21 protein-coding genes and 1 riboswitch are annotated in these 23,213 nt (G+C 58.6%); of the genes, 8 read left to right on the top strand and 13 right to left on the bottom strand.

The window, feature by feature from the left end:
- Nucleotides 1-10: 10 nt before the first annotated feature.
- The 4 genes from dsrB to ribB all read left to right on the top strand — a co-directional run bounded on the left by dsrB (nucleotide 11) and on the right by ribB (nucleotide 3,598).
- The gene (gene dsrB, locus ACUZ9Q_RS13755; RefSeq protein ID WP_192112559.1) at nucleotides 11-1,156 is read left to right on the top strand and encodes a dissimilatory-type sulfite reductase subunit beta; all 1,146 of its coding nucleotides are present in this window, start codon (nucleotides 11-13) and stop codon (nucleotides 1,154-1,156) included.
- 60 nt (nucleotides 1,157-1,216) lie between these two features.
- Nucleotides 1,217-1,453 carry a dissimilatory sulfite reductase D family protein gene (locus ACUZ9Q_RS13750; protein ID WP_192112560.1) on the top strand — a complete coding sequence of 79 codons (237 nt, stop codon included), beginning with the start codon at nucleotides 1,217-1,219 and terminating at the stop codon, nucleotides 1,451-1,453.
- 538 nt (nucleotides 1,454-1,991) lie between these two features.
- On the top strand, nucleotides 1,992-2,567 hold the full coding sequence (gene amrA, locus ACUZ9Q_RS13745) for an AmmeMemoRadiSam system protein A (protein ID WP_300553624.1): 576 nt from the start codon (nucleotides 1,992-1,994) through the stop codon (nucleotides 2,565-2,567).
- A 92-nt stretch (nucleotides 2,568-2,659) separates the two neighbouring features.
- A riboswitch (FMN riboswitch) is annotated at nucleotides 2,660-2,810 on the top strand.
- A gap of 116 nt (nucleotides 2,811-2,926) precedes the next feature.
- Nucleotides 2,927-3,598, top strand: a complete 672-nt coding sequence (gene ribB, locus ACUZ9Q_RS13740) for a 3,4-dihydroxy-2-butanone-4-phosphate synthase (protein WP_297893280.1) — start codon at nucleotides 2,927-2,929, stop codon at nucleotides 3,596-3,598.
- Between the two features lie 322 nt (nucleotides 3,599-3,920).
- Here the strand turns inward: ribB and ACUZ9Q_RS13735 are convergent, their stop codons facing one another.
- The 7 genes from ACUZ9Q_RS13735 to ACUZ9Q_RS13705 all read right to left on the bottom strand — a co-directional run bounded on the left by ACUZ9Q_RS13735 (nucleotide 3,921) and on the right by ACUZ9Q_RS13705 (nucleotide 10,846).
- Nucleotides 3,921-4,553, bottom strand: coding sequence for a CatA-like O-acetyltransferase (locus ACUZ9Q_RS13735; RefSeq protein ID WP_449248052.1), 633 nt, complete (start codon nucleotides 4,551-4,553; stop codon nucleotides 3,921-3,923).
- An 86-nt stretch (nucleotides 4,554-4,639) separates the two neighbouring features.
- Nucleotides 4,640-6,880 (bottom strand): SF1B family DNA helicase RecD2, encoded by a 2,241-nt coding sequence (gene recD2, locus ACUZ9Q_RS13730; RefSeq protein WP_192112563.1) that lies wholly within the window; start codon nucleotides 6,878-6,880, stop codon nucleotides 4,640-4,642.
- Nucleotides 6,877-7,188 (bottom strand): helix-hairpin-helix domain-containing protein, encoded by a 312-nt coding sequence (locus ACUZ9Q_RS13725; protein ID WP_449248051.1) that lies wholly within the window; start codon nucleotides 7,186-7,188, stop codon nucleotides 6,877-6,879. The genes recD2 and ACUZ9Q_RS13725 overlap by 4 nt, the downstream gene beginning before the upstream one ends.
- The gene (aroC, locus tag ACUZ9Q_RS13720) at nucleotides 7,185-8,282 is read right to left on the bottom strand and encodes a chorismate synthase (RefSeq protein ID WP_215648170.1); all 1,098 of its coding nucleotides are present in this window, start codon (nucleotides 8,280-8,282) and stop codon (nucleotides 7,185-7,187) included. Before aroC ends, ACUZ9Q_RS13725 begins: the two co-directional genes overlap by 4 nt.
- A gap of 348 nt (nucleotides 8,283-8,630) precedes the next feature.
- The gene (gene metK, locus ACUZ9Q_RS13715; RefSeq protein ID WP_192112566.1) at nucleotides 8,631-9,803 is read right to left on the bottom strand and encodes a methionine adenosyltransferase; all 1,173 of its coding nucleotides are present in this window, start codon (nucleotides 9,801-9,803) and stop codon (nucleotides 8,631-8,633) included.
- A 40-nt stretch (nucleotides 9,804-9,843) separates the two neighbouring features.
- Nucleotides 9,844-10,692 carry a pantoate--beta-alanine ligase gene (gene panC, locus ACUZ9Q_RS13710; protein WP_215648171.1) on the bottom strand — a complete coding sequence of 283 codons (849 nt, stop codon included), beginning with the start codon at nucleotides 10,690-10,692 and terminating at the stop codon, nucleotides 9,844-9,846.
- A gap of 31 nt (nucleotides 10,693-10,723) precedes the next feature.
- The gene (locus tag ACUZ9Q_RS13705; RefSeq protein ID WP_263863996.1) at nucleotides 10,724-10,846 is read right to left on the bottom strand and encodes a hypothetical protein; all 123 of its coding nucleotides are present in this window, start codon (nucleotides 10,844-10,846) and stop codon (nucleotides 10,724-10,726) included.
- Here ACUZ9Q_RS13705 and ACUZ9Q_RS13700 point away from each other — a divergent pair.
- The gene (locus tag ACUZ9Q_RS13700; RefSeq protein WP_022658923.1) at nucleotides 10,845-11,414 is read left to right on the top strand and encodes a hypothetical protein; all 570 of its coding nucleotides are present in this window, start codon (nucleotides 10,845-10,847) and stop codon (nucleotides 11,412-11,414) included. The two genes, ACUZ9Q_RS13705 and ACUZ9Q_RS13700, sit on opposite strands and share 2 nt — an antisense overlap.
- Before the next feature lie 126 nt (nucleotides 11,415-11,540).
- Here ACUZ9Q_RS13700 and ACUZ9Q_RS13695 read toward each other — a convergent pair whose 3' ends face one another.
- Complete coding sequence (locus tag ACUZ9Q_RS13695; protein WP_449248050.1) at nucleotides 11,541-13,784, bottom strand: putative bifunctional diguanylate cyclase/phosphodiesterase; 2,244 nt, start codon at nucleotides 13,782-13,784, stop codon at nucleotides 11,541-11,543.
- A 173-nt stretch (nucleotides 13,785-13,957) separates the two neighbouring features.
- Here ACUZ9Q_RS13695 and rimO point away from each other — a divergent pair, with 173 nt between their 5' ends.
- Nucleotides 13,958-15,286 (top strand): 30S ribosomal protein S12 methylthiotransferase RimO, encoded by a 1,329-nt coding sequence (gene rimO, locus ACUZ9Q_RS13690; RefSeq protein WP_449248049.1) that lies wholly within the window; start codon nucleotides 13,958-13,960, stop codon nucleotides 15,284-15,286.
- Nucleotides 15,287-15,410: 124 nt separating this feature from the next.
- Here rimO and ACUZ9Q_RS13685 read toward each other — a convergent pair whose 3' ends face one another.
- The 5 genes from ACUZ9Q_RS13685 to surE all read right to left on the bottom strand — a co-directional run bounded on the left by ACUZ9Q_RS13685 (nucleotide 15,411) and on the right by surE (nucleotide 21,331).
- On the bottom strand, nucleotides 15,411-16,298 hold the full coding sequence (locus ACUZ9Q_RS13685) for a flagellin N-terminal helical domain-containing protein (protein WP_192112571.1): 888 nt from the start codon (nucleotides 16,296-16,298) through the stop codon (nucleotides 15,411-15,413).
- Nucleotides 16,299-17,018: 720 nt separating this feature from the next.
- Nucleotides 17,019-17,906 (bottom strand): flagellin N-terminal helical domain-containing protein, encoded by an 888-nt coding sequence (locus ACUZ9Q_RS13680; protein ID WP_192112572.1) that lies wholly within the window; start codon nucleotides 17,904-17,906, stop codon nucleotides 17,019-17,021.
- Nucleotides 17,907-18,327: 421 nt separating this feature from the next.
- Nucleotides 18,328-19,329, bottom strand: coding sequence for a type I glyceraldehyde-3-phosphate dehydrogenase (gene gap / locus ACUZ9Q_RS13675; RefSeq protein WP_192112573.1), 1,002 nt, complete (start codon nucleotides 19,327-19,329; stop codon nucleotides 18,328-18,330).
- A gap of 26 nt (nucleotides 19,330-19,355) precedes the next feature.
- Nucleotides 19,356-20,282, bottom strand: a complete 927-nt coding sequence (gene fba / locus ACUZ9Q_RS13670; protein WP_192112574.1) for a class II fructose-1,6-bisphosphate aldolase — start codon at nucleotides 20,280-20,282, stop codon at nucleotides 19,356-19,358.
- A 287-nt stretch (nucleotides 20,283-20,569) separates the two neighbouring features.
- Nucleotides 20,570-21,331 (bottom strand): 5'/3'-nucleotidase SurE, encoded by a 762-nt coding sequence (surE, locus tag ACUZ9Q_RS13665; protein ID WP_449248048.1) that lies wholly within the window; start codon nucleotides 21,329-21,331, stop codon nucleotides 20,570-20,572.
- 156 nt (nucleotides 21,332-21,487) lie between these two features.
- Here surE and ACUZ9Q_RS13660 point away from each other — a divergent pair, with 156 nt between their 5' ends.
- Nucleotides 21,488-22,519 (top strand): 3'-5' exoribonuclease YhaM family protein, encoded by a 1,032-nt coding sequence (locus tag ACUZ9Q_RS13660; RefSeq protein WP_323390190.1) that lies wholly within the window; start codon nucleotides 21,488-21,490, stop codon nucleotides 22,517-22,519.
- Nucleotides 22,495-23,148 carry a dTMP kinase gene (gene tmk, locus ACUZ9Q_RS13655; protein ID WP_192112577.1) on the top strand — a complete coding sequence of 218 codons (654 nt, stop codon included), beginning with the start codon at nucleotides 22,495-22,497 and terminating at the stop codon, nucleotides 23,146-23,148. The genes ACUZ9Q_RS13660 and tmk overlap by 25 nt, the downstream gene beginning before the upstream one ends.
- Nucleotides 23,149-23,213: the final 65 nt, after the last annotated feature.

Here is a 23,213-nt window from a genome sequence, read left to right as displayed (position 1 = left end):
GGAGAAGAACATGGCTTTTATTTCTTCCGGGTACAATCCCGCAAAACCGATGGAAGGCCGCATTACTGACATCGGACCCCATAAGTATAATGAATACTTCCCGCCGGTGATCAAGAACAACTTCGGCAAGTGGCTCTATCACGAAATTCTGGAGCCCGGCGTGCTCGTGCACGTGGCCGAAAGCGGCGACAAGTGCTACACCGTCCGCGTGGGCGGCACCCGTACCATGTCCATCACTCACATCCGTGAGCTGTGCGACATCGCCGACAAGCACTGTGGCGGCTACCTGCGCTGGACCACCCGTAACAACATTGAATTCATGGTGGACAGCGAAGCCGGCATGAAGGCCCTGCGCGACGACCTGAACAGCCGCAAGTTTGACGGTGGCTCGTTCAAGTTCCCCGTGGGCGGCACCGGCGCTGGCATCAGCAACATGGTGCACACCCAGGGTTGGGTGCACTGCCACACCCCCGCGACCGACGCCTCCGGCCCGGTCAAGGCCGTGATGGACGCCGTGTTTGAAGACTTCAAGTCCATGCGTCTGCCCGCCCCCGTGCGCATCGCGCTTGCCTGCTGCATCAACATGTGCGGCGCCGTGCACTGCTCGGACATCGGCCTTGTGGGTATTCACCGCAAGCCCCCGATGGTCGACCACGAATGGGCTGACCAGCTCTGCGAAATTCCTTTGGCCGTGTCTGCTTGCCCCACCGCCGCTGTGCGTCCCACCAAGGTGGAACACAACGGCAACAAGGTGAACTCCATCGCCATCAAGGAAGACCGCTGCATGTACTGCGGTAACTGCTACACCATGTGCCCTGCGCTGCCCATCTCGGACGGCGAAGGCGACGGCGTTGCCATCATGGTTGGCGGCAAGGTTTCCAACCGCATCAGCATGCCCAAGTTCTCCAAGGTCGTTGTGGGTTACATCCCCAACGAACCGCCCCGTTGGCCTTCGTTGACCAAGACCGTGAAGCACATCGTTGAAGTGTACGCGGCCAACGCCAACAAGTACGAACGTCTGGGCGACTGGGCTGAACGCATCGGCTGGGAAACCTTCTTCAAGATGACCGGCCTTGAATTCACCCACCACCTTATCGACGACTTCCGTGATCCCGCCTACTACACGTGGCGTCAGAGCACGCAGTTCAAGTTCTAGATATAGCTTGTTTATCAACCCCGGCGGCGCTTTTTGCGCCGCCGGGACAGGAGACTCACCATGGCTGACGACAAAGACGTTGTTGTTGAATTCCTGAAAAGCAAATCCTCGTCCAAGTCCAAGTTCTATTTCAAGGATTTCCTTGAACTGTTCCCCGACAAGGGACCCCGCGACGTGAAGAAAATCCTCACCAAGCTGGTGAACGAAGAAGTGCTGGAATTCTGGTCTTCCGGTTCCACCACCATGTACGGCATGAAGGGCGCGGGCAAGCAGTCTGCCGCTGAAGGCGAAGATTAGCAGCAGACCGCATTGGCCCAGTGTCTTTGCTTTCGGCTGCGCCAAAACGCGCTTTTTATTATGGTCGAGTACAAAGTGTACGCTCCCTGCATAAAAAGCGCGTCTTTGTTGCCGACTGCCTCAGGCTGCTGGCCGATGTAGTCTGGCAAATACCGCCAGGATGCCTCAGGTTTATTTGTCGGGATTCTTATCTCGAACGGCAAGGACATGCCTTGAAGCATGGGCCTTCGCAAGGTGCGTCAGCCTTTGCGTGTAAGCCTCAGCAAGTTATGCCGCAACGCGAGTTGTGGCATTTCTTGCTTTCAGGGGCGGCTCATACTCCTACATCCCAGGCCACGACTAAAGAAAGCGCTGTGCCGAGCGGCCTACCTGTGCATGGCTGAAGGCACGAGTCATGCGTGGCCGCATCCACGCTCCCCGCGTGATCACCGGGCTTGCTCTGCGCGAGTGTTTCCCGCAATCTGTGCTGAGCGGGCAAACCTGTATGCGGGTCTGCTCTGTTTCACTTTCACCCTCTGTTTGCTACGCGGGAGGCAGAATGAGTATTGCATTTTTCCTGTCTGACGCTGAAAAGCAATTTTTGTCGCATCAGGCCCGCAGGTCCATTAAAGCCGGATTGGCAGGGAAAAGCGTGGCGGATGTTCCGCAACCTCCTGCTGACCAATTTGCGCCAGAAAGCGCCCTGTGGCGAACGCTTGGGGCTTTTGTTACCCTGAATCTGGGTGAGAGGCTTCGCGGCTGCATTGGCAATATTGTGGGGCGTGAGCCGCTGTATGCTACTGTGTGGCATATGGCGCAGGCGGCGGCTTTTGCAGACCCGCGTTTTCCCCCATTGACGCTTGCCGAATGGCCGCACGTCGCCCTTGACATTTCTGTTCTGGACGAACTCAGCCCCTGCCCCGGCCCGGAAGCGGTGGAGGTGGGGCGGCACGGCCTTGTGCTGGTTTACGAGGGGCGCAGCGGCGTATTCTTGCCGCAGGTGCCCGTGGAGCAGGGTTGGGATCGACTGGCCTATCTGGATAATTTGTGCCTCAAGGCCGGGGTGCCTCCTGGCTCGTGGAAGCTGCCGGGGGCGCAATTATTCTGGTATGAGGCGGTTGTGTTCAAGGCGTAGCGTGAAGGGCCTGGCCTGAATAATTACGCCTTGTTGGGGCGCGGCAGGTGACGTGATGCTTGCACATGCCCCTTCCGGGGTGTAAGCTGCACAAGATTTCTCAGGGCGGGGTGAAAGTCCCCACCGGCGGTGATGCGGCGGCCAGCGGGCTTCCGCCAGCCCGCGAGCGCTCAGTGTTTGGGGTCAGCAGATTCGGTGAGAATCCGAAGCCGACGGTTATAGTCCGGATGGAAGAGAACGGTTTTTTGCCGCCCACAGCAGCGGTGCGTCCTTTATTGGAAGGCGCACTTTGTGTTGCGGCCCGTCCACGCCCTGATGCACCATCTCCCGGCAAATAAAGCCGGAAACAGGAGAACGGAATGCATCAGTCCTCATTATCCCTTGCCTCTTTCGGCACCTCTGAAGAACGTGTTCGCGCTGCTCTTGCCTCATTGCGCAAAGGCGGCGGCGTTTGCGTTGTGGATGACGAAAATCGCGAGAACGAAGGCGACCTCATTTTCAGCGCGCAGCACATCACTGTGCCTCAGATGGCCATGCTGATCCGTCATTGCAGCGGCATTGTCTGCCTGTGCCTTACGGACGATCATGTGCAGCGTCTTGACCTGCCCATGATGACCGACCACAACACCAATACGCAGGGAACTGCCTTTACCGTCACCATCGAGGCGGCCACAGGCGTTACTACGGGTGTTTCCGCCGCTGACCGCGTTGCCACCATCAAGGCCGCCGCTGCGCCCGATGCCCAGCCCGCCCATCTGCGCCGCCCCGGTCATGTGTTCCCCTTGCGGGCGCGGCCCGGCGGCGTATTGGAGCGGCGCGGCCACACGGAAGCCACGGTTGACCTCATGCGTATGGCAGGCCTTGAACCCTGCGGCGTACTTTGCGAGCTGACTCTGGATGACGGCGAAATGGCGCGGCTGCCCGAAGTTGCGGGCTTTGCCCGCGCCCACAACATGCCTTTGTGCAGTGTGGAAGATATTGCTGCGTGGAGGCTGGCTATGGGTGATCTGCATCTTGCCGCCAGTGCCTAACCCCGCGCGCGCCTTTTGCCCTCTGGCTGCGTCAGGCGCGCTTTGTATTTCGGTCGAGTACCTAAGAGTACACTCCCTGCATACAAAGCGCTCCTTCCTTGCCAGAGAACAAAATGCATCATGCAGCGCGTCCATCAAGGTTATGCGCAAAAAGCTCTGCTTTCCTTGTCAGCGAACAGAATCCATCGCGCGGAAAGTCAAGGAGTCGGTTCCCTGGACGTAAAGTGATCCTTCTTTACATGGCGCAGGCAAGTCTGACCTTATAAAAAAAGCCCGGTTCATGGAATGAGCCGGGCTTGAATTTTTATAGGCGCTGTCGAGATCAGCTGAAGTATTCGTGGGGGGATTCCATGATTTGTGTGAAGAGCTTATAAAACTCAGCAAGATGTATTCCGTCAATAAAGCTGTGGAGCGCTTCAATGGAGATGGTGACATTCCCTGCGTCATCTTTTTTGCCAAAAAGGATTCTGGGCACGCTGTCAACCCACGGGTCACCCCAGGGATTTGTTGCAGAAAGTATGGGGATATCTGGCACGCAGCTAAAGTAGATCAAGCTTTGTACATCGCCGCCCTCGGGGCAAAGCGTTGGATTCTGATCGGCAATGGCCCGCGCTGCGCTGATGTTGCTGCTAAATACGGAAAATTTGCGATCAAATTTCGCAACGCAATTGCAATGCAATGCTTTACCTTTAGGGATATAGGTAAACGCTGCATCAATGCGGTCAAATTCTACGGGCCGCAGATTGACTATGCGCTGTCTGAAACCAGCAACGCCATGAACGGCAAGCATGGCAGCAAAATAGATGCAATCCGTAAGCCGAAACCCATTCTGTTTTTTAACTTCGTACAACCTGGCAACATTGGCTGAAAAAGAAACACTGAAGCATGGATTTTTTCGTGACTGAAAGAAATTGAAATGTTCATTTCTTTCCCATGAGTCATCAAGGAATTTCATAATGAATCCTGGTGCGGCACTGTTTCTTTAAAAAACGTATTGCAAATTGGCTGGAGCTTCAGAAAAATAATTCGTGCAGCCCCAAACTACTCCACAGGCGCGAGGCGTTGCGCCAGCCGCGTGAAGCGCTTGCGGGTCTTGTTGTTTTTAACAGCCATGTGCAGGGCGCGGGATTCGCCAACCAGAATGACCAGTTTTTTGCCGCGCGTTACACCCGTGTAAATGAGGTTGCGTTGCAGGAGCACATAGTGCTGCATCATGACGGGAATAACCACAGCGGGGTATTCCGAGCCTTGCGATTTGTGGATGGAAATGGCGTAGGCGGGCGCGATTTCATCCAGTTCATCAAATTCGTAGGGCACAACGCGTTCGTCAAAGGTGATGCTGAGGGTGCGTTCGCGCACGTCCATAAAGCTGATGCGCCCCATGTCGCCGTTAAAAACGTCCTTGTCGTAGTTGTTGCGTATCTGCATGACCTTGTCGTGCAGGCGGAAGCAACGGTCGCCACGGCGCACTTCTATGCCGTGGGGGTTCAGGGCTTCCTGCAGACAGGCGTTCATGCGGCCAGCGCCCACAGCGCCCTTGTGCATGGGCGTGAGCACCTGGATGTCGTCCACCGGATCGAGGTTGAAGCGCCGGGGAATGTGGTTACGCACGAGATCCACAATGAGCTCCGCTGCCTTTTCCGCATCATTCTGGTGGATGAAGTAGAAGTCCGAGAGTCGGTCCTTGCTCGATTCCAGCGAAGGAATTTCACCACGGTTGATGAGGTGGGCATTGCAGATGATTTCGCTCTCCGCTGACTGACGGAAAATTTCGGTCAGCTCCACAACAGGCACAACGCCGGAGCGGATAATGTCTGCAAGCACGTTGCCAGGGCCTACCGAGGGCAACTGGTGCACATCGCCCACCAGCACAAGCGTTGCACCCAGCGGCACGGCCTTGAGCAGGTGGTAGAAGAGCAGGGTGTCCATCATGGAGGCTTCGTCCACCACAAGGAGGCCGCAGGCGAGGGGATTGTCCTCATTGCGGGCAAAACCGTCTTCCTTGGGGCTGTATTCCAGCAGGCGGTGGATGGTGCGCGATTCGCGTCCCGATGTTTCGGACATGCGCTTGGCGGCGCGGCCTGTGGGGGCTGCCAGCAGAATGCGGGCGCGCACCTCGCCAAAGAGTTTGATAATGGCATTGATGATGGTGGTTTTGCCCGTGCCGGGGCCGCCGGTGAGCACCATCATCTTGCTGCGGGCGGCGGTGCGCACGGCCTCAAGCTGCTCTGCCGCGAGGGAAATGTTCAGTTCGCCCACAACCTTGTCCACCAGCGCATCCGGCTTTTCAAAACGCACGGATTTGGGTGAGCGCAAGAGGCGCTGGATGTAGAAGGCTGTTTTTGACTCGCAGTGGTGGTAGCGCCGCATGTACACGCCAATCTCGCCAGGGGCGTCGGGCATGTCCAGTTCTTCGCGCACGATGCGTTCATCAGCTTCGAGCGCGGCGAGGGCATCCTCCACAAGGCCTTCGTCAACGCCAATCTGGGCGCAGACCGCCTCGGTCAGCTCCGCCTGTGGCAAATAGACGTTGCCGTCGTCCGTGGCTTTTTGCAGTACATAGAGGGTGCCCGCCTGAACCCGCAGGGGATTGTCGTGCTCAAAGCCCAGTTTGCTGGCAGCGGCATCAGCGGTGACAAAGCCGATGCCGTGAATGTCCATGGCAAGCCGATAGGGATTTTCGCGCACAATGGCGAGTGCCTCCGCGCCATAGGCACGGTAGATGCGCACAGCGTAGGCTGGCGTGATACCGTGGGGTTGCAAAAAAAGCAGCAGGTCGCGCATGCCCCGGTGTTCGGCCCAGGAGGTGCGGATGCGGTCAAGGCTCTTGCTGCCCACGCCGCGCACCTTGAGCAGACGCTCTGGCTCTTCATCAAGAATACGTATGGTGTCGGTGCCAAAGGCTTCCACAATGCGCCCGGCCATTTCTTCGCCAACGCCCTTGATAAGGCCGGAGGCGAGATAGAGGCGGATGCCCTCGCTGGTGGCGGGCAGCATTTCATCGGCGTTCTGAAATTCGATCTGACGGCCAAAGCGGGGGTTGTTGACCCAGCGTCCCGATACCTTGAGCTGCACGCCCGCTTGCGGGTTGACCATGTGCCCGATGCACGAAACAGGGTCGCGTGGGCGGGTGAGACCAGCATTGCCGCTGCCGCTGTTTACGCTTGCGGGCAACAGACGCAGCACAGTGTAGCCGTTCTCTTCATTGTGGAAGACAACGCGCTCCACCGTGCCGGTGAGTTCAACGGAATCGGGATCTTGTAAAAGGGGCAGGTTGCTCATGCACTCGCCTTGTCAGCAATCCTTGGGCTTGTTGCAGCTTTGCGCTGCCGCGACCACCAGAACCAGTTGCGCTGATCAGCAGGAAGTTCCGGGTTCTTTGCCTGAGCAACAGCGCAATTGAAAACATCAAGGCAACAGATATCAATGTTCTGGCCCTTGATGCGGCACAATTCATCATACAGGGCCTGAGGGTCGCGCCCAGCCAGGTCGGAAATATCAGCAACGCCAAGCAGGCGCAGGTCTTCAATGGTTGCCGGGCCTACGGAACGCAGGGCGTGCAGGGAGCGGACATCCGTCTTTTTGTTCACAGGCCCAGCCCCATGCGCTGCTGGAGCAGCAGGGCATCCGCAAGGGCCAGAGCCGTCATGGCTTCCATAACCGGCACAACGCGCGGGATGGCGGAAAGGTCGTGCCGTCCGCCAATCAATACGGAAGCGGCATTGCCCTCCTTGTCCACGGTCTGTTGGGTAACAGCTATGGATGCAATGGGCTTGACCGCAGCGTGCATGACAATGGTCTGCCCGCTGGAAATGCCGCCCAGGATGCCTCCGGCGTGGTTGGAAGCAAAGGTGCCCTTGCCGGGCTGCGCCGGATCGGCGGGGAGCAGGGGATCGTTGTTCTGTGAGCCATGCAGCTTGGCCGCGCCGAAACCTTCGCCCACAGAAAAGCCTTTGACCGCGCCAATGCTCATGATGGCATGGGCCAGCACAGCCTCCAGCTTGTCAAATACGGGTTCGCCGAGGCCTGCGGGCACGTTGCGCGCCTCGATGCGCACAATGCCGCCCAAGGTGTCGCCCGCTTTGCGGGCGGCCAGCACCACCTGATCCCACAGGGAGGGCATGGCCTCTGTAGCGGCGCAATAAGGACGGGTGCGGGCATTGTCCAGATCAAGGGTCGCCCAGTCCTGCACGGCGGTGCCGCCCAGTTCCACGCAGGCGGCCATGATCTTCACGCCGCGACGTTCAAGAATCTTGCGGGCAATAACGCCGCCAGCCACGCGGGCTGCGGTTTCGCGCCCTGAGGAGCGCCCGCCGCCGCGATGGTCGCGTATGCCGTTGTACTTCTGGAAATATCCCCAGTCCGCATGGCCGGGGCGGAAAACTTCGGCCAGATTGCCGTAGTCGTGCGAGCGCTGGTCTTCGTTGGCGATGTAGAAGGCAATGGACGTGCCCGTGGTGACGCCCTCATACACGCCGGAGAGCAGGCGAACCGTGTCCGATTCCTTGCGCTTGGTGGCGGTGGGGCCCTGACCGGGTTTGCGGCGGTCAAGCTCGGCCTGAATGTCGGCCTCTGTCAGGGTCAGGCCCGCCGGGCAGCCGTCAATGACGCCGCCAAGGCCCACGCCGTGGGATTCGCCGAATGTTGTCAGCCGCAGGGCCTGTCCGAATGTATTGCCAGCCATGTGCTACCTCGCCTTCACTACAGCATTGTAAGTCGCTCACGGGGCGTTTGCCAGTGCAATGCATTGCGTCTGGGCCTTCGTGGCGGGCGTCTGCGTGAACAGACGCCGGACAGTTCCAGGGTGAAACTGCTCGGAATTGCGCCGGAGCGGCGCGGTCAAGTGAGTCAGTATAGGCAAGGGCGGGGCGGCTTGCAACTCGTGCGGCGGACGGGATATTTCGCCGGGATTAAGGCGGTAAAAAGCCTGTGGCCGAAGTATGCGGGCAAAAAAATATGGATAAAAAACGAGGTGCAGAAAATCCAGCTAGGAATTTCCTGCACCTCAAAAGGGCAAATACGCTGGCTCGCGCTACACCTTGGCGGCGGTGCGCAGGTCGGCTACGGCGTCTGTCTTTTCCCAGGTGAATTCCGGCAGTTCGCGGCCAAAGTGGCCGTAGCAGGAAGATTTCTGGTAGATGGGGCGCTTGAGATCAAGGCGCTTGCTGATGAAGTAGGGGCGCAGGTCAAAGACTTCGCGCACGGCCTTGGTCAGCAGTTCGTCCGGCAGGTCGCTGGTGCCCTGCGAGGAAACAAGTACGCTGACGGGCTGGGCCACGCCGATGCAATAGGCGATCTGCACTTCGCATATAGGTGCGAGGCCCGCGGCAACAACGTTTTTGGCGATGTAGCGGCCCATGTACGCGCCGGAACGGTCAACCTTGGAGGGATCCTTGCCGGAGAACGCGCCGCCGCCGTGGTGGCCGCTGCCGCCGTAGGTGTCCTGAATGATCTTGCGGCCTGTGAGACCGCAGTCGCCCATGGGGCCACCCACCACAAAACGGCCCGTGGTGTTGATGAAAATTTCGCAGGCCTTTTCGTCAAAATAGCCGGAGGGTTCCAGGATGGGGCGAATGACGTGCTTTTTCACGGCTTCGGCCACATCAGCCTGGCTGGCGTTGGCGCTGTGCTGGGTGGAGACCACCACGTTGTTGATGCGCACGGGCTTGCCGTCCTGATATTCAAAGGAAACCTGGGTTTTGCCGTCGGGACGGAAGATGTCCACCGTGCCGTCCTTGCGCACATTCGCCAGCTGCTGCGAAAGCTGGTGCGCCCAGTAAATGGGAGCTGGCATAAGGGTGGAGGTTTCGTTGCAGGCATAGCCAAACATCATGCCCTGGTCGCCCGCGCCCTGATCTTCTGGCTTTTCGCGCAGTACGCCCTGCGCGATGTCGGGCGACTGGCGGCCAATTGCGTTGATAACGGCGCAGGTCTGCCAGTCAAAACCCATTTCTGAGCTGTTGTAGCCAATGCCCTTGATGGTTTCACGCACCACATGGGGCAGGTCAGCGTAGCCGCTGGTGGTGATTTCGCCAGCGATAACGGCCATACCCGTGGTCACCAGGGTTTCGCAGGCCACGTGGGCGTTGGCGTCCTGTGCCAACAGGGTATCAAGAATGGCATCGGAGATCTGGTCGGCAACCTTGTCGGGGTGGCCTTCAGTTACAGATTCGGAAGTGAAAAAGTATTTGCCCTTGGTGTGCATATGAATCTCCTTGGGCGCTCGCGTCAGTGCGGCGCGGGTTTTAGGGTCGCAACAGAATATTGTCGATAAGCCGGGCCTTGCCCATGCGCACGGCACAGGCCATGAGCGCCGGACCGGTGACTTCGGTGAGCGGAGCCATGGATTCCGGGTGAACAATACTGAGGTAGTCAAGGCGCCCCATGGGTAAAAATTCCGCCCAGCGGCGCAGCACAGCTTCGCGCAGCAGTTTGACGCTGGTTTCGCCGCTCTGGGCCAGTTTTTGAGCGAAGAGCAGGGCCTTGCGGATTTCCGGAGCATGGGCGCGTTCGTCCGGGCTGAGGTAGACGTTGCGCGAGGAAAGGGCCAGGCCATCAGCTTCGCGCACGGTTTCGCGCGTTTCAATGCGCACAGGCACATCAAGGTCGCGCACCATGCGGCGCAGAATGGCCTGCTGCTGCCAGTCCTTCTGCCCAAATACGGCAACATCTGCGCCGGTCAGCATAAAGAGCTTGAGCACCACGGTGCATACGCCCCGAAAGTGCACAGGCCGGGTGAGGCCGCACAGGCCTCGGGAAAGTTCGGGAACTTCCACCCAGGTGGCGTGGTCTGGCGCGTACATGGTTTCGGGCTGCGGCATGAACAGCGCGTCCGCCCCATGACTGCGGGCTATGTCCGCGTCGCGCTCGGCATTGCGGGGATATGCTTCCAGATCCTCGCCGGGGCCAAACTGGGTAGGGTTGACAAAAAGGCTCACCACCAGGCGTTTCGCCTGCGTGCGGGCAAAGGCCATGAGGTCTTCGTGCCCCTGATGGTAGTAGCCCATGGTAGGCACCAGAGCGATATCGTCTCCGGCGCGGTGCCAGGCCTTGCATTGGGCCGCCAACTCTTGGGGATTTGTGAATATCTGCATATCAAGGTATTGTGATATTGTTTGTGAAGGCTCATTTATACACGTCAGGCAGCAGCTTGTAAAGAAAGACCTTGGCAAAAGCAGAAATGCTGGCGGGGTGGAAGGCTTGACCCTGGGTGTTGCTGTGGGCATAACAACCGATGGGGGTATTCATGCTGAAACCGTTTTATCAGGGCAAGCTGGACACATTTTGCGCAATTTATGCAGTGCTCAACGGCTTGCGGCTGACCCACACCATCAGGGTTCTCAAGGCGCGCGACATTCTTAACGAAACCCTGATGGGTCTTGCGGCCTCGCCTGAGGCCTTCCGTGCCGTGCTGGAGCAGGAAACGGATTATTGCGGGCTGGTTGACGGCATGCTGCGCATCCAGAGCCGTTCCTTTCCGCTGGAAGTGCGCCAGCCCTTTACAGACGAGGACGACCCCTCTGTGGATCAGGTGTGGGAATGCTGCCGCACATGGCTTGCGCCGGGCAGCGGCAGGGCTGTGATCTTCCGTTTTTTGCGTCACATCACCCCGGATGGCCCGCCTGTGAACCGGCACTGGACCACCGCCGACTCGCTGACCGATGACGTGCTGCATCTTTTTGACTGCAGCCACGAGGCAGAAGCCATCCTGAACGTGAACAAGGACAGCTTTGTGACCCGTGCGGACGACATTCGCGAAGGCAAGTTGCTGTATATCCAGCCGCACACCATCCGTCTGCTGCGCCTGCCTCTGTAAACGGGGCAAGCCCGCGACCATGCATGCCAGACACGTTGAGGCAGCATGTGCAGCGACAGTTCTGCCGCAATCTGACGGCTTGGGATGTGTTGCTGAGGCTTGGGCGAGAAGGCGGGACGGGGAAAATCAGTATTCCTTGATGGGAGCTTCCGTGCTTATGGGCAGCCCCAGACGGATGGCGTCTTGCTTTAGTTGCGGATGCACCCAGAATGCCTTTTCCTGCACAAAGCTGAGCACTTCAAACTCCGCCGTATCCACCGGCCTGGAATAATAGAATCCCTGGGCGCAGTTGCAGCCGCTGTTGAGCAGGAAACGGGCGTGTTCCTTGGTTTCCACACCTTCGGCCACAATGGACATATCAAGATCACGCGCCAGAGCGATGGTGTTGCGGGCCACAATCTGGCCGCGCTTGTTGGTGGTGCCGTCGCTGATGAAGGCCCGGTCAAGCTTGACCACGTTGAATGGCAGATCGCGCAACGTGCTCAGCGATGAATAGCCCGTACCGAAATCGTCCATGGAAAAAACAAATCCCGCCGATCGCAGTTCGTTCATCAGGCGTTTCAGCCTTGGCTCATTGGCAAAAAAGGCACTCTCGGTCAGTTCCAGCTCAAGCATGTGGCGGGGCAGATTGTACTTGTTCAGGAGGCTGACGAGCTTGTTGGGCAGGTCGTCATCGTTAAAATGCAGCCGTGACATGTTTACGGAAATGGGCATGGGGTCGTATTGCTTGTCGATCCATGTGCGCAGTATCTGGCAGGTCTGATCCCAGATGTACGAGTCCAGCCGCACAATAAAGCCGTTGCGTTCAAAAAGGGGAACAAAACGGCCGGGCAGGATAAGCCCGTCAGTAGGGTGCTGCCAGCGTACCAGCGCTTCTGCGCCCACAATGCGCCCGCTGGAAATCTGCACCTTGGGTTGCAGAAAAAGCCTGAACTGGTGCTTTTCCAGCGCTTCGTACATCTGGTCAGTGATGTAGCTTTCATCGTGCAGGCGTTTGCGCAGGGCATCATCGTAAAAGGCAAAATTGACAATGTCGCTGCCCTTGACCGTCTTCTGCGCCAGATAGGCCCAGTCGCACAGGATGTGAGCCGGAGTGCGGGAGTTCTCCACAGGGCAGATGCCAAAGAACAGCTTGACCCGGAAGGTGTCGGAATAGTGATCCAGCCGCAGAGAAAGGTTCTGGATGAACTGTAGCGTCCGCTCGGTGCCGCCTGTGAGGCAGACGGCAAAAACATCGGCGGTGAGCCGGGCAAAGATTTCCTTTTCAGGAATGAGGCGCTGGCGGATCAGGCGGGCAATGCCCCGCAGCAGGCGGTTGCCCTCTTCAAGCCCGAAAGATTCGTTGATGGCCTTGAACCCGGCCACGTCAAAGCGCAATACGCAGTATTGCTCATTGGGCCGGTTTTTGATGAGTTTGTCAATTTTTTCAAAAAATGTCTGGGTGTTGAAAGCGCCTGTGAGGGGGTCGTGCTCTGCGCGCAGGCGCAGGGCCTGTTCAGTGCGGGTGGTGGCGTCCACATCGTTGAGGGTGCCGATGTAGCGTTCTTCCGACTCCCCGTCGTCAAGCTTGGTGTAGGTGATTTTGCACCAGATGTACTGGCCGTCGCGGCGGCGCAGCCTGACGGTCATTTCGCCAGAGCGGATGCCCAGGGCAAGGCGCGCCAGACAGGTGTCAAAGGGCTCCATGTCGCCCGCGTAGAGAACATCGTCTTCACGCCACACGTCAAAGGGATTGCGCCCGTCATATTCGCCTGCCAGCAGTTCGGGAATCCTGTGGCTCAGGTAGGTCAGATCTGTACTGCTCCATTCAAAAACCAGGGTGCGTGTGTGGTCCACCACTGCCTTGTAGCGCAGGGCATCCAGCTTTTGCCGGCGGAGCATCTCGTTCTCATGGGCAATGTCGGCCGCAATCTTGTGGTTTTCAATGTCTTCTGTGCAGACAATATAGGTCTGTTCCCCGCCGTATTGGGGTGCAGGAAAGACAATAACGCGCACCCACCTGTATAAACCGTTGAAGGCTTTTTTGCGAATGTCTTCCGCAGCAAAGAGGGGAGTCTGGGCCAACGTCTGGCGCAGGCTGTCCTGAGAAAAAAACGCCGCAAAGCGTTGCGCGTCGTCAGGGTGCACCCTCTCGGCAAGTTCGCGCCTGAGCGTTTCGGCAAGAGGCTTATTCTGAGGCATGCGCGCAAAGTGACCTTCCCCGTGGTACAGTTCGCGGCAGGTATCCCTTGCAAAATCTATAAGCAATATGTCGCCGTAGACGCTCTGCAAGGCATGGGAAAGGCAAATTTCCTGGGGAGATTCCGCAGGAGGCTTTTCCCCGGATTGGGTAGCCGATATGCTGAGGTTTGCAGGGTCCGCGTTTTTCATATTTATGTTCCGCCGTGCGGCATTACATTTGTGTATTAGCCTGTTAGACAACAGATTAAATCTAGCATCTGTGTTATCGTTTTGCAAATTTGCCGGCCTGCCCCCGCCCGGTTTGAAGAATGGGGACTGGCCTCAATGATGACAAGCGCCCCGCCCCTCTGTATTGTGCCCCCATGACACGAGCTATTTTTCCTAATTCCCTGAAAGTATGGTCGCTGAGCCTTGGCTGCCCAAAAAACCGCGTGGACAGTGAACGCCTGCTTGGTTCGCTTGGGGTCGCCGTGCAGCATGTGGAACACATGGGCAAGGCGCGTCTGGTTTTCATCAATACCTGCGGATTCATCGACCCTGCCGTGCGAGAATCCGTTCGCGCGGTTGTGGACGCCATCCAGAGGCTTGAAAAGTGCAAGGTCAAACCGCTGCTGGCTGTTGGCGGCTGTATGGTGGGGCGTTATGGCGCTGCCGATCTGGCAGCGGAACTGCCGGAAGTGGACGTGTGGCTGCCCACCGGCGAGCTGCCGCGCTGGCCAGCCATGCTGGCCGCGGCCCTGGACCTGCCTGAGCCGCCTGCCCGTATCCCCGGCGGGGGCAGATTGCTTTCTACCGGCCCTTCACACGCATGGCTCAAGGTGGGCGAGGGGTGCAGGCACAAGTGCGCATTCTGCACCATTCCTTCCATTCGGGGCGGACTTAAATCGCTGACCGCCGATGATATTGCCGATGAAGCCAAGGCCTTGCTGGCGCAGGGCGTACGCGAGCTTGATCTTGTGGCGCAGGATCTGACCTCCTGGGGTGTTGATCTTGGGCTCAAGCACGGCCTGCCCAGCCTGCTTGAAAAGCTGGTGGGGCTTGAGGGCCTCGCCTGGCTGCGCCTGCTCTACCTGTACCCCACCGGTGTAACGCCGGAGCTTTTGCGCTTTATCAGGGATTGCGGCGCACCATTGCTGCCTTATCTGGATATTCCCCTGCAACACGCTCACTCTGATGTGCTGTCGCGTATGGGCCGGCCTTTTGCGGGCGATCCCCGGCGTGTGCTGGATACCGTGCGCTCCGTGCTGCCCCATGCGGCTTTGCGCACCACGTTTATTGTTGGCTACCCTGGCGAAACGGAAGATCATTTTGAAAGCCTGTGCCGTTTTGTGGAAGAAAGCCGCTTTCAGCACGTGGGCGTGTTTGCCTATCAGGCAGAAGACGGCACCGTGGCGGCAACATTGCCAGATCAGGTGCCGGATGAAGTCAAGCAGTGGCGCCGGGATTCTCTTATGGAAATTCAGGCCGACATCAGCAACGAGCTGCTCTCCGCGCAGGTGGGCAGCCGTATGCAGGTGCTGGTGGACGCTCCGCACCCCGACTGGCCGGGGCTGCACAGCGGGCGCGTATGGTTTCAGGCGCCGGAGGTGGACGGCATCACCTACGTGAGCGGGCCGGGCGTTGCGCCCGGAGCGCTCGTGGAATGTGATATCGTGGAAAATACGGACTATGATCTGACCGCTCTGGCCTGAGCCAGTGTCTACGGGGCCATGCCGGGCCCAGCCGCAAGAAACGTCTCCGCAGCAAAATATCCCCGAAGGGCGAACCCTTCGGGGATATTTTGGGATACGTGCTAAAGCACGCCCTCAACCAGCGTTAACCCTGGATAAGCTGCATGGCCATCTTGGGCATGCTGTTGGCCTGCGAGAGCATGGCCACAGACGACTGGGTGAGGATCTGATTGCGGACGAACTGCGTCATTTCCGTGGCCACGTCCACGTCGGAAATGCGGGATTCAGCCGCCTGCAAGTTTTCAGCCTGGGTGGTGAGGTTGGAGACGGTGTTCTCCAGCCTGTTCTGCAGTGCGCCCAGGTGCGCCCGGATCTTGTCCTTGGAAACCACCGCGTTGGTGATGGCCACAAGGGCCTTCTGCGCCGCTTGCTGGGTGGAGATGGTGGATCCATCGCGACCGGCGGCAGTCTCATTGCCTACACCAAGGGCAGAGGCTGTGCTCGTGCCGATCTGGATGTAGTAATAGTCTTCCGCGGAGTCGTTGGCGGTGCCAAAGTGGACCTTCATCTTGCCAGTGGCGGTCATCGTGCTGCCGTCGTGCGTGTCGCCGGACAGATTGCCGTTCAGCAGGTGAATGCCGTTGAAGTCCGTGGCGTTGGCGATTCGGGTAATTTCCGAAGCCATTGCCTGGTACTCCGATTCGATCATCAAGCGCTGAGTGGAGTCATAAGTACCGGTGGAAGCCTGTTCAGCCAGTTCCTTCATACGGGTCAGCTTTTCGTCGATGATGCCCAGGGCGCCGTCGGCGGTCTGAATGAGGGAAATGGCGTCGTTGGCATTACGCACGCCCTGTTGCAACGCCTTGATATCCGTACGCATCAATTCGCGAATAGCGAGGCCGGCGGCATCGTCGGCAGCGGAGTTCACGCGCAGGCCTGTGGACAGACGCTGGGTCGAAGTCGCCAGGTTGCTGTAATGCGAGGTCAAGTTGTTGGCAACATTGGAAGCCATTGAGTTGTTATTGATATACATGACATTCCTCCATGAATGTTCTGTCTGCCCGGCGGCGCACTATGCGCGCCCGCGTCCATGCGGACTGCCGCCGTTCATCCCGCAAGGAGCGGGGAAAGAGTTACCAAAAGCCAGACTGGTATCGGCCTGAGCCGACCTGGGCTGGCAGCCCTAAACAACAGGCGCTGTTGCCCTTCTGATTCGTGGCTTCAGAGAGGCAATATTTGCCTGAAAACCTGCACTCCGTTTACAGCAGGATTCATGCCAGAGAGCGCAGAGTTATGCGTCAATAAGCTGGCGGCTGGTGCGCCAATGGCAAAATGTTGAGGCACGCGCAGAAAAAATATACAAATTTCTATATGATGCGAATTTTTGGGGTATGCTGCAGTGAACAATATTCATTGCCTGCCACGGCTATTCTGTGCAGGGCAAGCTCTGGCAGAACGGGCGGGGACATCACATTGTTTTTTTGAGCGGATGCAAAAATGTTGACGGGGCAGGCGTGCAAGAGGCCGTAGCACAAGAGTGGAAATGGGGAAAAGGAAGGACTGCGCATTCTGAAAAACTTTGCGGCTGCTGTGCCAGTGCAGAATTTGCCGAAGCTCAGAAGATAGCGGGCGTAAAAAAGCCGGGTCGCGAACGACCCGGCTTTCATCAGAAACGTGTTGGTTGTGGCCTTAAAGCTCTCCCCAGCCTCTTGGCCGGTCCTGGGCTATTGCCCTCCACCACCTGGTTTTGCCGCTAACCGGAAATCAGGTTCAAGGCCAGCTTGGGCATGCTGTTGGCCTGCGAAAGCATGGCCACAGAAGACTGGGTGAGAATCTGGTTGCGGACAAACTGCGTCATTTCCGTGGCAACGTCCACGTCAGAAATGCGGGATTCAGCCGCCTGCAGGTTCTCGGCCTGAGTGCTCAGGTTGGAGATTGTGTTTTCCAGCCGGTTTTGCAGCGCGCCCAGATGCGCCCGGATCTTGTCCTTGGAGACAACGGCGTTGGTGATGGCCACAAGAGCCTTCTGCGCCGCCTCCTGAGTCGATACCGATCTGCCGGCGGAAGTGGTGGCAGCCTGATTGCCTACACCAAGGGCAGAGGCGGTACTCGTGCCGATCTGGATGTAGTAGTAGTCTTCCGCCGAATCGTTGGCTGTGCCGAAGTGTACCTTGAGCTTGCCCGTACTGGACATGGTACTGCCTGTGTGCGTGTCGCTCGACAGGTTGCCGTTCAGCAGGTGGATGCCGTTGAAGTCCGTGGCGGTGGCGATTCGGGTAATTTCCGAAGCCATTGCCTGGTACTCCGATTCGATCATCAGACGCTGGGTGGAGTCATAGGTACCGGTGGCGGCCTGTTCGGCCAGTTCCTTCATACGGGTCAGCTTTTCGTCGATGATGCCCAAGGCGCCGTCGGCGGTCTGAATGAGGGAAATGGCGTCGTTGGCGTTACGCACGCCCTGTTGCAGGGCGGCGATATCGGTACGCATGAGTTCGCGAATGGCCAGACCGGCGGCATCGTCCGCAGCGGAATTGATGCGCAGGCCGGATGACAGCCGCGAGGTAGAGGTTTTCAGGTCGTTGTAGTGCGAGGTCAGATTGTTGGCCACTTGCGAGGCCATCGTATTGTGATTGATATACATACATTCCTCCATGAATGCTGTATGTCACAGGCGGCGCGAAATGCCGACGCGTCCTTGCGTGCTACCACCTTTTGTCCACTTAATCGGCGCAACGGCAAAAAGTATTAGGGTCGGGCGTAAATGACGCGTTCAGGCGATATGACTGTAACTCGTTGAGTAGAGCCAGTTTTCTTGGATGCTGCTTAAAATGCCGCAAAGAAAAGAGGAAATTTTTTCCCGTGGTGGCGAGGGGTGAGCAGAATTTGCCTGGGGCCTGCAAGTCAAACCTGGTGCTGCGAAAGGTCCAAAAGGGGCAGATTGTAGCCGCGCCGCGCAGTGATGATCAAAAAGGCGAACAAAAACAGAACGCGGCGGGTAATGCAACCCGCCGCGCTCGTAATTCATGCTCGTCCCTGCCCGGCAGGGCAAGGCGCGCTCTTTATCAGCAGTCCTTGCCCACCATGCGCAGCAGGCGCAGTAGCTGGTTGGTGAAGCCGGATTCGTTATCGTACCAGATAAGCAGTTTGACCATGGTGCCGTCAAGCACCTGGGTGGAAAGCGCATCCACCACGCCGCCGAAGGTGCTGCCCTTGTAGTCGATGGACACCAGCGGCTCTTCGGAATAGCCCATATTCTCGGCCAGAGCGCCATTGCTGGCAGCCTGGAGGGCCGCGTTGACGGCGGCGGCATCACAGGCTTTTTCCACTTCGCAGGTCAGGTCGACCAGAGAGCAGTCAAAGGTGGGAATACGCACCGACATGCCGTTGAGCTTGCCTTCCAGTTCCGGCATGACCTGCCCCACAGCCTTGGCAGCGCCAGTGCTTGAAGGCACCATGGACACGGCAGCGGCGCGGCCGCGACGCCAGTCCTTGTGGGTGCCGTCCAGAATGCGCTGGCTCATGGTGTAGGAGTGAATGGTGGTCATGAGGCCATGGCGGAAGCCAAAGGTTTCGTGCAGCACCTTGACCGCAGGGGCCAGACAGTTGGTGGTGCAGGACGCGGCAGAAATGACGCTGTGTTTTGCGCCGTCATAGACATCGTGGTTTACGCCCATAACAATCATGGCGTCCACGTCCTTGCCGGGGGCGGAGATCACAACCTTTTTTGCGCCGCAGGCCAGATGCTGGGCCAGCCCTTCGCGATCCTTGATGGTGCCCGTGGTTTCCACGGCCAGGGTCACGCCAAGGCGTTCCCATTCCCATTCGCCCGCCTTGCAGCGGGTAACGGTGATATGGCGGCCATTGACGATGATGCCGTTTTCATCGTGATCAACAGTGCCCTGAAAGGTTCCGTAAGTGGAATCATACTTGAAAAGATAGGCCAGCGCGGCGTTGTCCGCACGGGCGTTGATGGCGGCGATCTGAATTTCTTTGTCGTCGGCCATAAGACGCAGCAGATACCGACCAATGCGGCCAAAGCCGTTCATTCCAACTTTCACGGGCATGATTCGCGCTCCTTGGGGCGTAGGGATTAGGCTTTATTTGAAGATCCCATGACATTGCGGATCTTGTGGGCCACCATGTTCTTGACGGCATCGCGAGCGGGGGTGAGGTAGGCGCGCGGGTCAAACTGGTCAGGGTGTTCGGCAAGATACTGACGGATGGATGCGGTGACGGCCAGGCGGATGTCCGTATCTACATTGATTTTGCACACATTCATGCCCGCAGCCTTGCGCAGCATGTCTTCGGGCACGCCCTTGGCTCCGCCAACCTGGCCGCCATACTGGTTGCACAGGCTTACAAATTCCTGCGGTACGCTGGATGCGCCGTGCAGAACCAGAGGGTAATTCGGCAGCTTGTCGCCAATGCGGGCCAGACGGTCAAAATCAAGCTTGGCTTCGCCCTTGAACTTGTACGCGCCGTGGCTTGTGCCGATGGCAACGGCCAGCGAATCGCAGCCCGTGCGGTTTACAAATTCCACGGCTTCATCGGGGTCGGTGTAGACGTGTTCGGCAGACTGCACATGTTCCTCTATGCCAGCCAGCTTGCCCAGTTCGGCCTCAACCCATACGCCGCGAGGGTGGGCATAGTCCACCACCTGCTTGGTCAGGGCGATGTTGTCTTCAAACGACAGGTGCGAACCATCGATCATCACGGAGGTGAAGCCGCCGTCAATGCAGTCGCGGCACATTTCAAAGCTGGGGCCGTGATCAAGGTGCACCACCACGGGAATGGAAGGATCAAGCGCAAGCGCCGCTTCCACAAGCTTCATGATGTATATCTGCCCGGCATACTTGCGCGCGCCCGAAGACACCTGAAGGATGACCGGAGATTTTTCCTCGGAGGCCGCGCTCATGATGCCCTGGATGATTTCCATGTTGTTGACGTTGAACGCGCCAATGGCATACCCGCCGGCATAGGCGGCGGCGAACATTTCTTTGGGATTGATAAGAGGCATGATTTCCTCCAGAGGGGTCTGGCATTAAGGACGGTCAAAAAAGCATAAGTCGCCCGGAAATGACAAGTCTGCACATACACCAATTCCCCGTAAAGGGGAATGCCTGCCGCGCAGGAAACGGGCTTACTTTGCAGTTCTTCCGGCGGGCGCAGTGCCCGGGCAAACGCAAAACATATTTTGTATGCCCGAGCGCGCCTGTAGCCCACATGGGGCGGCGGAGTCAAGAGGAATCGCCTGATCCCTTATGTTTCCGGCAGGTTGCCGCAGGCCTTTGGGCGGTGTACGCGCTAGCCGAGCTTCATGCCCGCCAGCGCGTTCAGGCCAGCCGGATCGGTAAAATCAAAGCGCAGGGGGGTAAGGGTAATGTATCCCCGGTTGAGCATGTCTTTGTCCGAGTCCGGTTCAATGGTTTCCGCAGGGATTTCGCCCTCAAGCCACCAGTAGGGCGCGCCGCGCGGGTCCAGGCGCTCCGAGTAGGTGTTTACCCACACGGCGCTGGTCTGCGGGCAGACGCGCAGGCCTTTGACCTCGTCCAGCGGGCAGGCAGGATAGTTGACGTTGACGACCCTGCGGCGGCCCAACTGCGACCAGTCGATGCGCTCGGCCAGCGCCACCAGATGCCGGGCCTGCGGCAGCAGATCGCCGTTTTTGACCTTGTAGCAGTCGTGCGAAACAGCAATGCTCGGCAGATTTTCGTGGGCCGCCTCCGTGGCAGCGCCCACCGTGCCGGAATACAGAATGTCCGGGCCGACGTTGGGCCCTGCGTTGATGCCCGAGATGACCATGTCGGGCTTTTTGGGCAGGATCTGCCCAAGAGCCAGTTTGACGCAGTCCGTGGGTGTGCCGTAAATACCCAGACCCTTGAAGTCGGGTTCTTCAAAATCCATGGCGCGTACAGGTTCGAATACGGTCAGCGAGTGCCCCACGCCAGATTGCTGGGTCATGGGGGCCACCACATGCACTGTATGCCCTGCTTCAAGCAGGGCGGCGTAAAGCGCGCGCAGGCCGCGCGCCCGGATGCCGTCATCGTTGGTCAGAAGAACGTCCATTTGACAATACCTCGGAAAGAAGGGAAATTCGGCCTAAGGCCCGCGTGGTTCCAGTGTTTTGCGCGGCCTGCCAATTTTGGAAGTTCCGCGTCAGGGGCCATGCCCGCGTGGAAAACAGCATATGCCCGGCGCAGATACGCGCCGCTGGAACGATATATGGAAAAAGGTTGTTACGTCAAAGAGATTGGCCCCGCCTCGGAGGCGCGCGGCATATTCGTGGTTACGCAGGCGGCGCAGGGGCAGTCGCGCAACGGCCCGTACTGGCGGCTTACCCTGGCTGATGCCAGCGGCAGCCTTGAAGCCAAGATATGGCATCCGCTGAGCGCGGAGTTCAGCGAAATCGCGGCGGGAACCCTTGTGTGGGCCGAAGGGCGCGCGGGGCTGTACCGCGATCAGGTGCAGCTCACGGTGGAGCAGATGCGCCTTCTTTCCGATGAGGAATGCGCGGCTGTGGACCATGCGGCCCTCATGCCCGCCAGCCCCTTTCCGCTGGATGAAATGCTGGATGAACTGCTTGATCTCATCAAGAAGGAATTTGTCCATACGCCCTGGCGCAAGCTGGTGCAGGGATTTTTTAACAACGACGAGATGCGCGCCGCCTTTCGGGTCTGCCCGGCGGCCAAAGGGGTGCACCACGCCTATGTGGGCGGGCTGCTTGAGCACACTTTGAGCGTATTCAAACTTTGCCGCCGCATTGCCGATCATTATCCGGAACTCGACCGGCAGACCTTTCTTGCGGGAGCGCTGTTCCACGATATTGGCAAACTGCGCGAATTTTCTGGCGGTATCGCCAATGATTACACTGATGAGGGCCGCCTGCTGGGGCACCTCATGCTGGGCATTGAAATGCTGGAGCCGTACCTGGCTAAATCCGGTCTGGAAGAGCCGTTGCAGCGGCATCTCAAACACCTGATTTTAAGCCACCATGGCGAGCTGGAGTTCGGCGCGGTGCGCGTGCCGCATACGCCGGAAGCCATGGCCCTGCACTATGCCGACAACCTGGACGCCAAGATGGCCCAGTGCCGTGGCCTTTTTGCCCAGATAGAGGGCGAAGGCGAGGCCTGGACACCCTGGCAGGCTACGCTGGGGCGACCCGTGCACCGGGCCGCGCGTACGCCGGACAAAGCCGCCCCCGCAACCCGCAAAAAAGCGGTGAAAGAAGAATGTTTATCTCTTTTGAAGGTATAGAAGGCGCGGGCAAGTCCACGGCCATCAACTATCTTGCGGGTTTTTTGCAGGAAAACGGCCACGACCCCCTGTGCACGCGTGAGCCGGGGGGCTGTGCGCTTGGGCGCAGTCTGCGTTCCATACTGCTTGATGCCCGCACGCGCGAACTCTCCAGCAGGGCGGAGCTTTTTCTGTTTCTTGCCGACAGGGCGCAGCATGTGGCGGAGATCATCCGGCCTGCGCTGGAAGCGGGGCAGACCGTGCTGTGCGACCGTTACACCGACTCCACTCTGGCCTATCAGGGGCACGGACGCGGGCTTGATACGGAATATCTGCAAAGGCTCAACCAGGCCGCCACGGGCGGCCTGCAACCGGAGCTGACCCTGCTGCTGGATCTGCCTGTGCGTTGCGGCCTCATGCGCGCAGGCGAGCGCAACCGTCTGGAAGGTCTTGTGGTTTCAGAGGGCCGTTTTGACGCGGAGAGCCTTGATTTTCACGAACGGGTGCGGCAGGGCTACAGGGTTCTGGCCGAAGAAGAACCCGAGCGCTTTGCCATCATTGATGCCTCGCAGCCGCCGGAAGACGTGGTTTTGCAGTGCCGTTCCGCCATTGAGTCCCACTTGCGTCAGCGCGGTTGGGGATTGGAATAGTTTTTTTTGCGGCGGGAGCCGCTTTCCGGGCCTTTGCAATTTTGCCGGTTCAGCCTGCCATGCAG

It is taken from the genome of Desulfovibrio desulfopostgatei (assembly GCF_053570645.1).
This window is presented reverse-complemented; position numbering and strand designations above follow the sequence as displayed.

What these genes read in the sequence shown, in the direction of transcription:
- dsrB (WP_192112559.1), top strand. Translation starts at nt 11, where the DNA reads ATGGCTTTTATTTCTTCCGGGTACAATCCCGCAAAACCGATGGAAGGC.
- ACUZ9Q_RS13750 (WP_192112560.1), top strand. Translation starts at nt 1,217, where the DNA reads ATGGCTGACGACAAAGACGTTGTTGTTGAATTCCTGAAAAGCAAATCC.
- amrA (WP_300553624.1), top strand. Translation starts at nt 1,992, where the DNA reads ATGAGTATTGCATTTTTCCTGTCTGACGCTGAAAAGCAATTTTTGTCG.
- ribB (WP_297893280.1), top strand. Translation starts at nt 2,927, where the DNA reads ATGCATCAGTCCTCATTATCCCTTGCCTCTTTCGGCACCTCTGAAGAA.
- ACUZ9Q_RS13735 (WP_449248052.1), bottom strand. Translation starts at nt 4,553, where the DNA reads ATGAAATTCCTTGATGACTCATGGGAAAGAAATGAACATTTCAATTTC.
- recD2 (WP_192112563.1), bottom strand. Translation starts at nt 6,880, where the DNA reads ATGAGCAACCTGCCCCTTTTACAAGATCCCGATTCCGTTGAACTCACC.
- aroC (WP_215648170.1), bottom strand. Translation starts at nt 8,282, where the DNA reads ATGGCTGGCAATACATTCGGACAGGCCCTGCGGCTGACAACATTCGGC.
- metK (WP_192112566.1), bottom strand. Translation starts at nt 9,803, where the DNA reads ATGCACACCAAGGGCAAATACTTTTTCACTTCCGAATCTGTAACTGAA.
- panC (WP_215648171.1), bottom strand. Translation starts at nt 10,692, where the DNA reads ATGCAGATATTCACAAATCCCCAAGAGTTGGCGGCCCAATGCAAGGCC.
- ACUZ9Q_RS13700 (WP_022658923.1), top strand. Translation starts at nt 10,845, where the DNA reads ATGCTGAAACCGTTTTATCAGGGCAAGCTGGACACATTTTGCGCAATT.
- ACUZ9Q_RS13705 (WP_263863996.1), bottom strand. Translation starts at nt 10,846, where the DNA reads ATGAATACCCCCATCGGTTGTTATGCCCACAGCAACACCCAGGGTCAA.
- ACUZ9Q_RS13695 (WP_449248050.1), bottom strand. Translation starts at nt 13,784, where the DNA reads ATGAAAAACGCGGACCCTGCAAACCTCAGCATATCGGCTACCCAATCC.
- rimO (WP_449248049.1), top strand. Translation starts at nt 13,958, where the DNA reads ATGACACGAGCTATTTTTCCTAATTCCCTGAAAGTATGGTCGCTGAGC.
- ACUZ9Q_RS13685 (WP_192112571.1), bottom strand. Translation starts at nt 16,298, where the DNA reads ATGTATATCAATAACAACTCAATGGCTTCCAATGTTGCCAACAACTTG.
- ACUZ9Q_RS13680 (WP_192112572.1), bottom strand. Translation starts at nt 17,906, where the DNA reads ATGTATATCAATCACAATACGATGGCCTCGCAAGTGGCCAACAATCTG.
- gap (WP_192112573.1), bottom strand. Translation starts at nt 19,329, where the DNA reads ATGCCCGTGAAAGTTGGAATGAACGGCTTTGGCCGCATTGGTCGGTAT.
- fba (WP_192112574.1), bottom strand. Translation starts at nt 20,282, where the DNA reads ATGCCTCTTATCAATCCCAAAGAAATGTTCGCCGCCGCCTATGCCGGC.
- surE (WP_449248048.1), bottom strand. Translation starts at nt 21,331, where the DNA reads ATGGACGTTCTTCTGACCAACGATGACGGCATCCGGGCGCGCGGCCTG.
- ACUZ9Q_RS13660 (WP_323390190.1), top strand. Translation starts at nt 21,488, where the DNA reads ATGGAAAAAGGTTGTTACGTCAAAGAGATTGGCCCCGCCTCGGAGGCG.
- tmk (WP_192112577.1), top strand. Translation starts at nt 22,495, where the DNA reads ATGTTTATCTCTTTTGAAGGTATAGAAGGCGCGGGCAAGTCCACGGCC.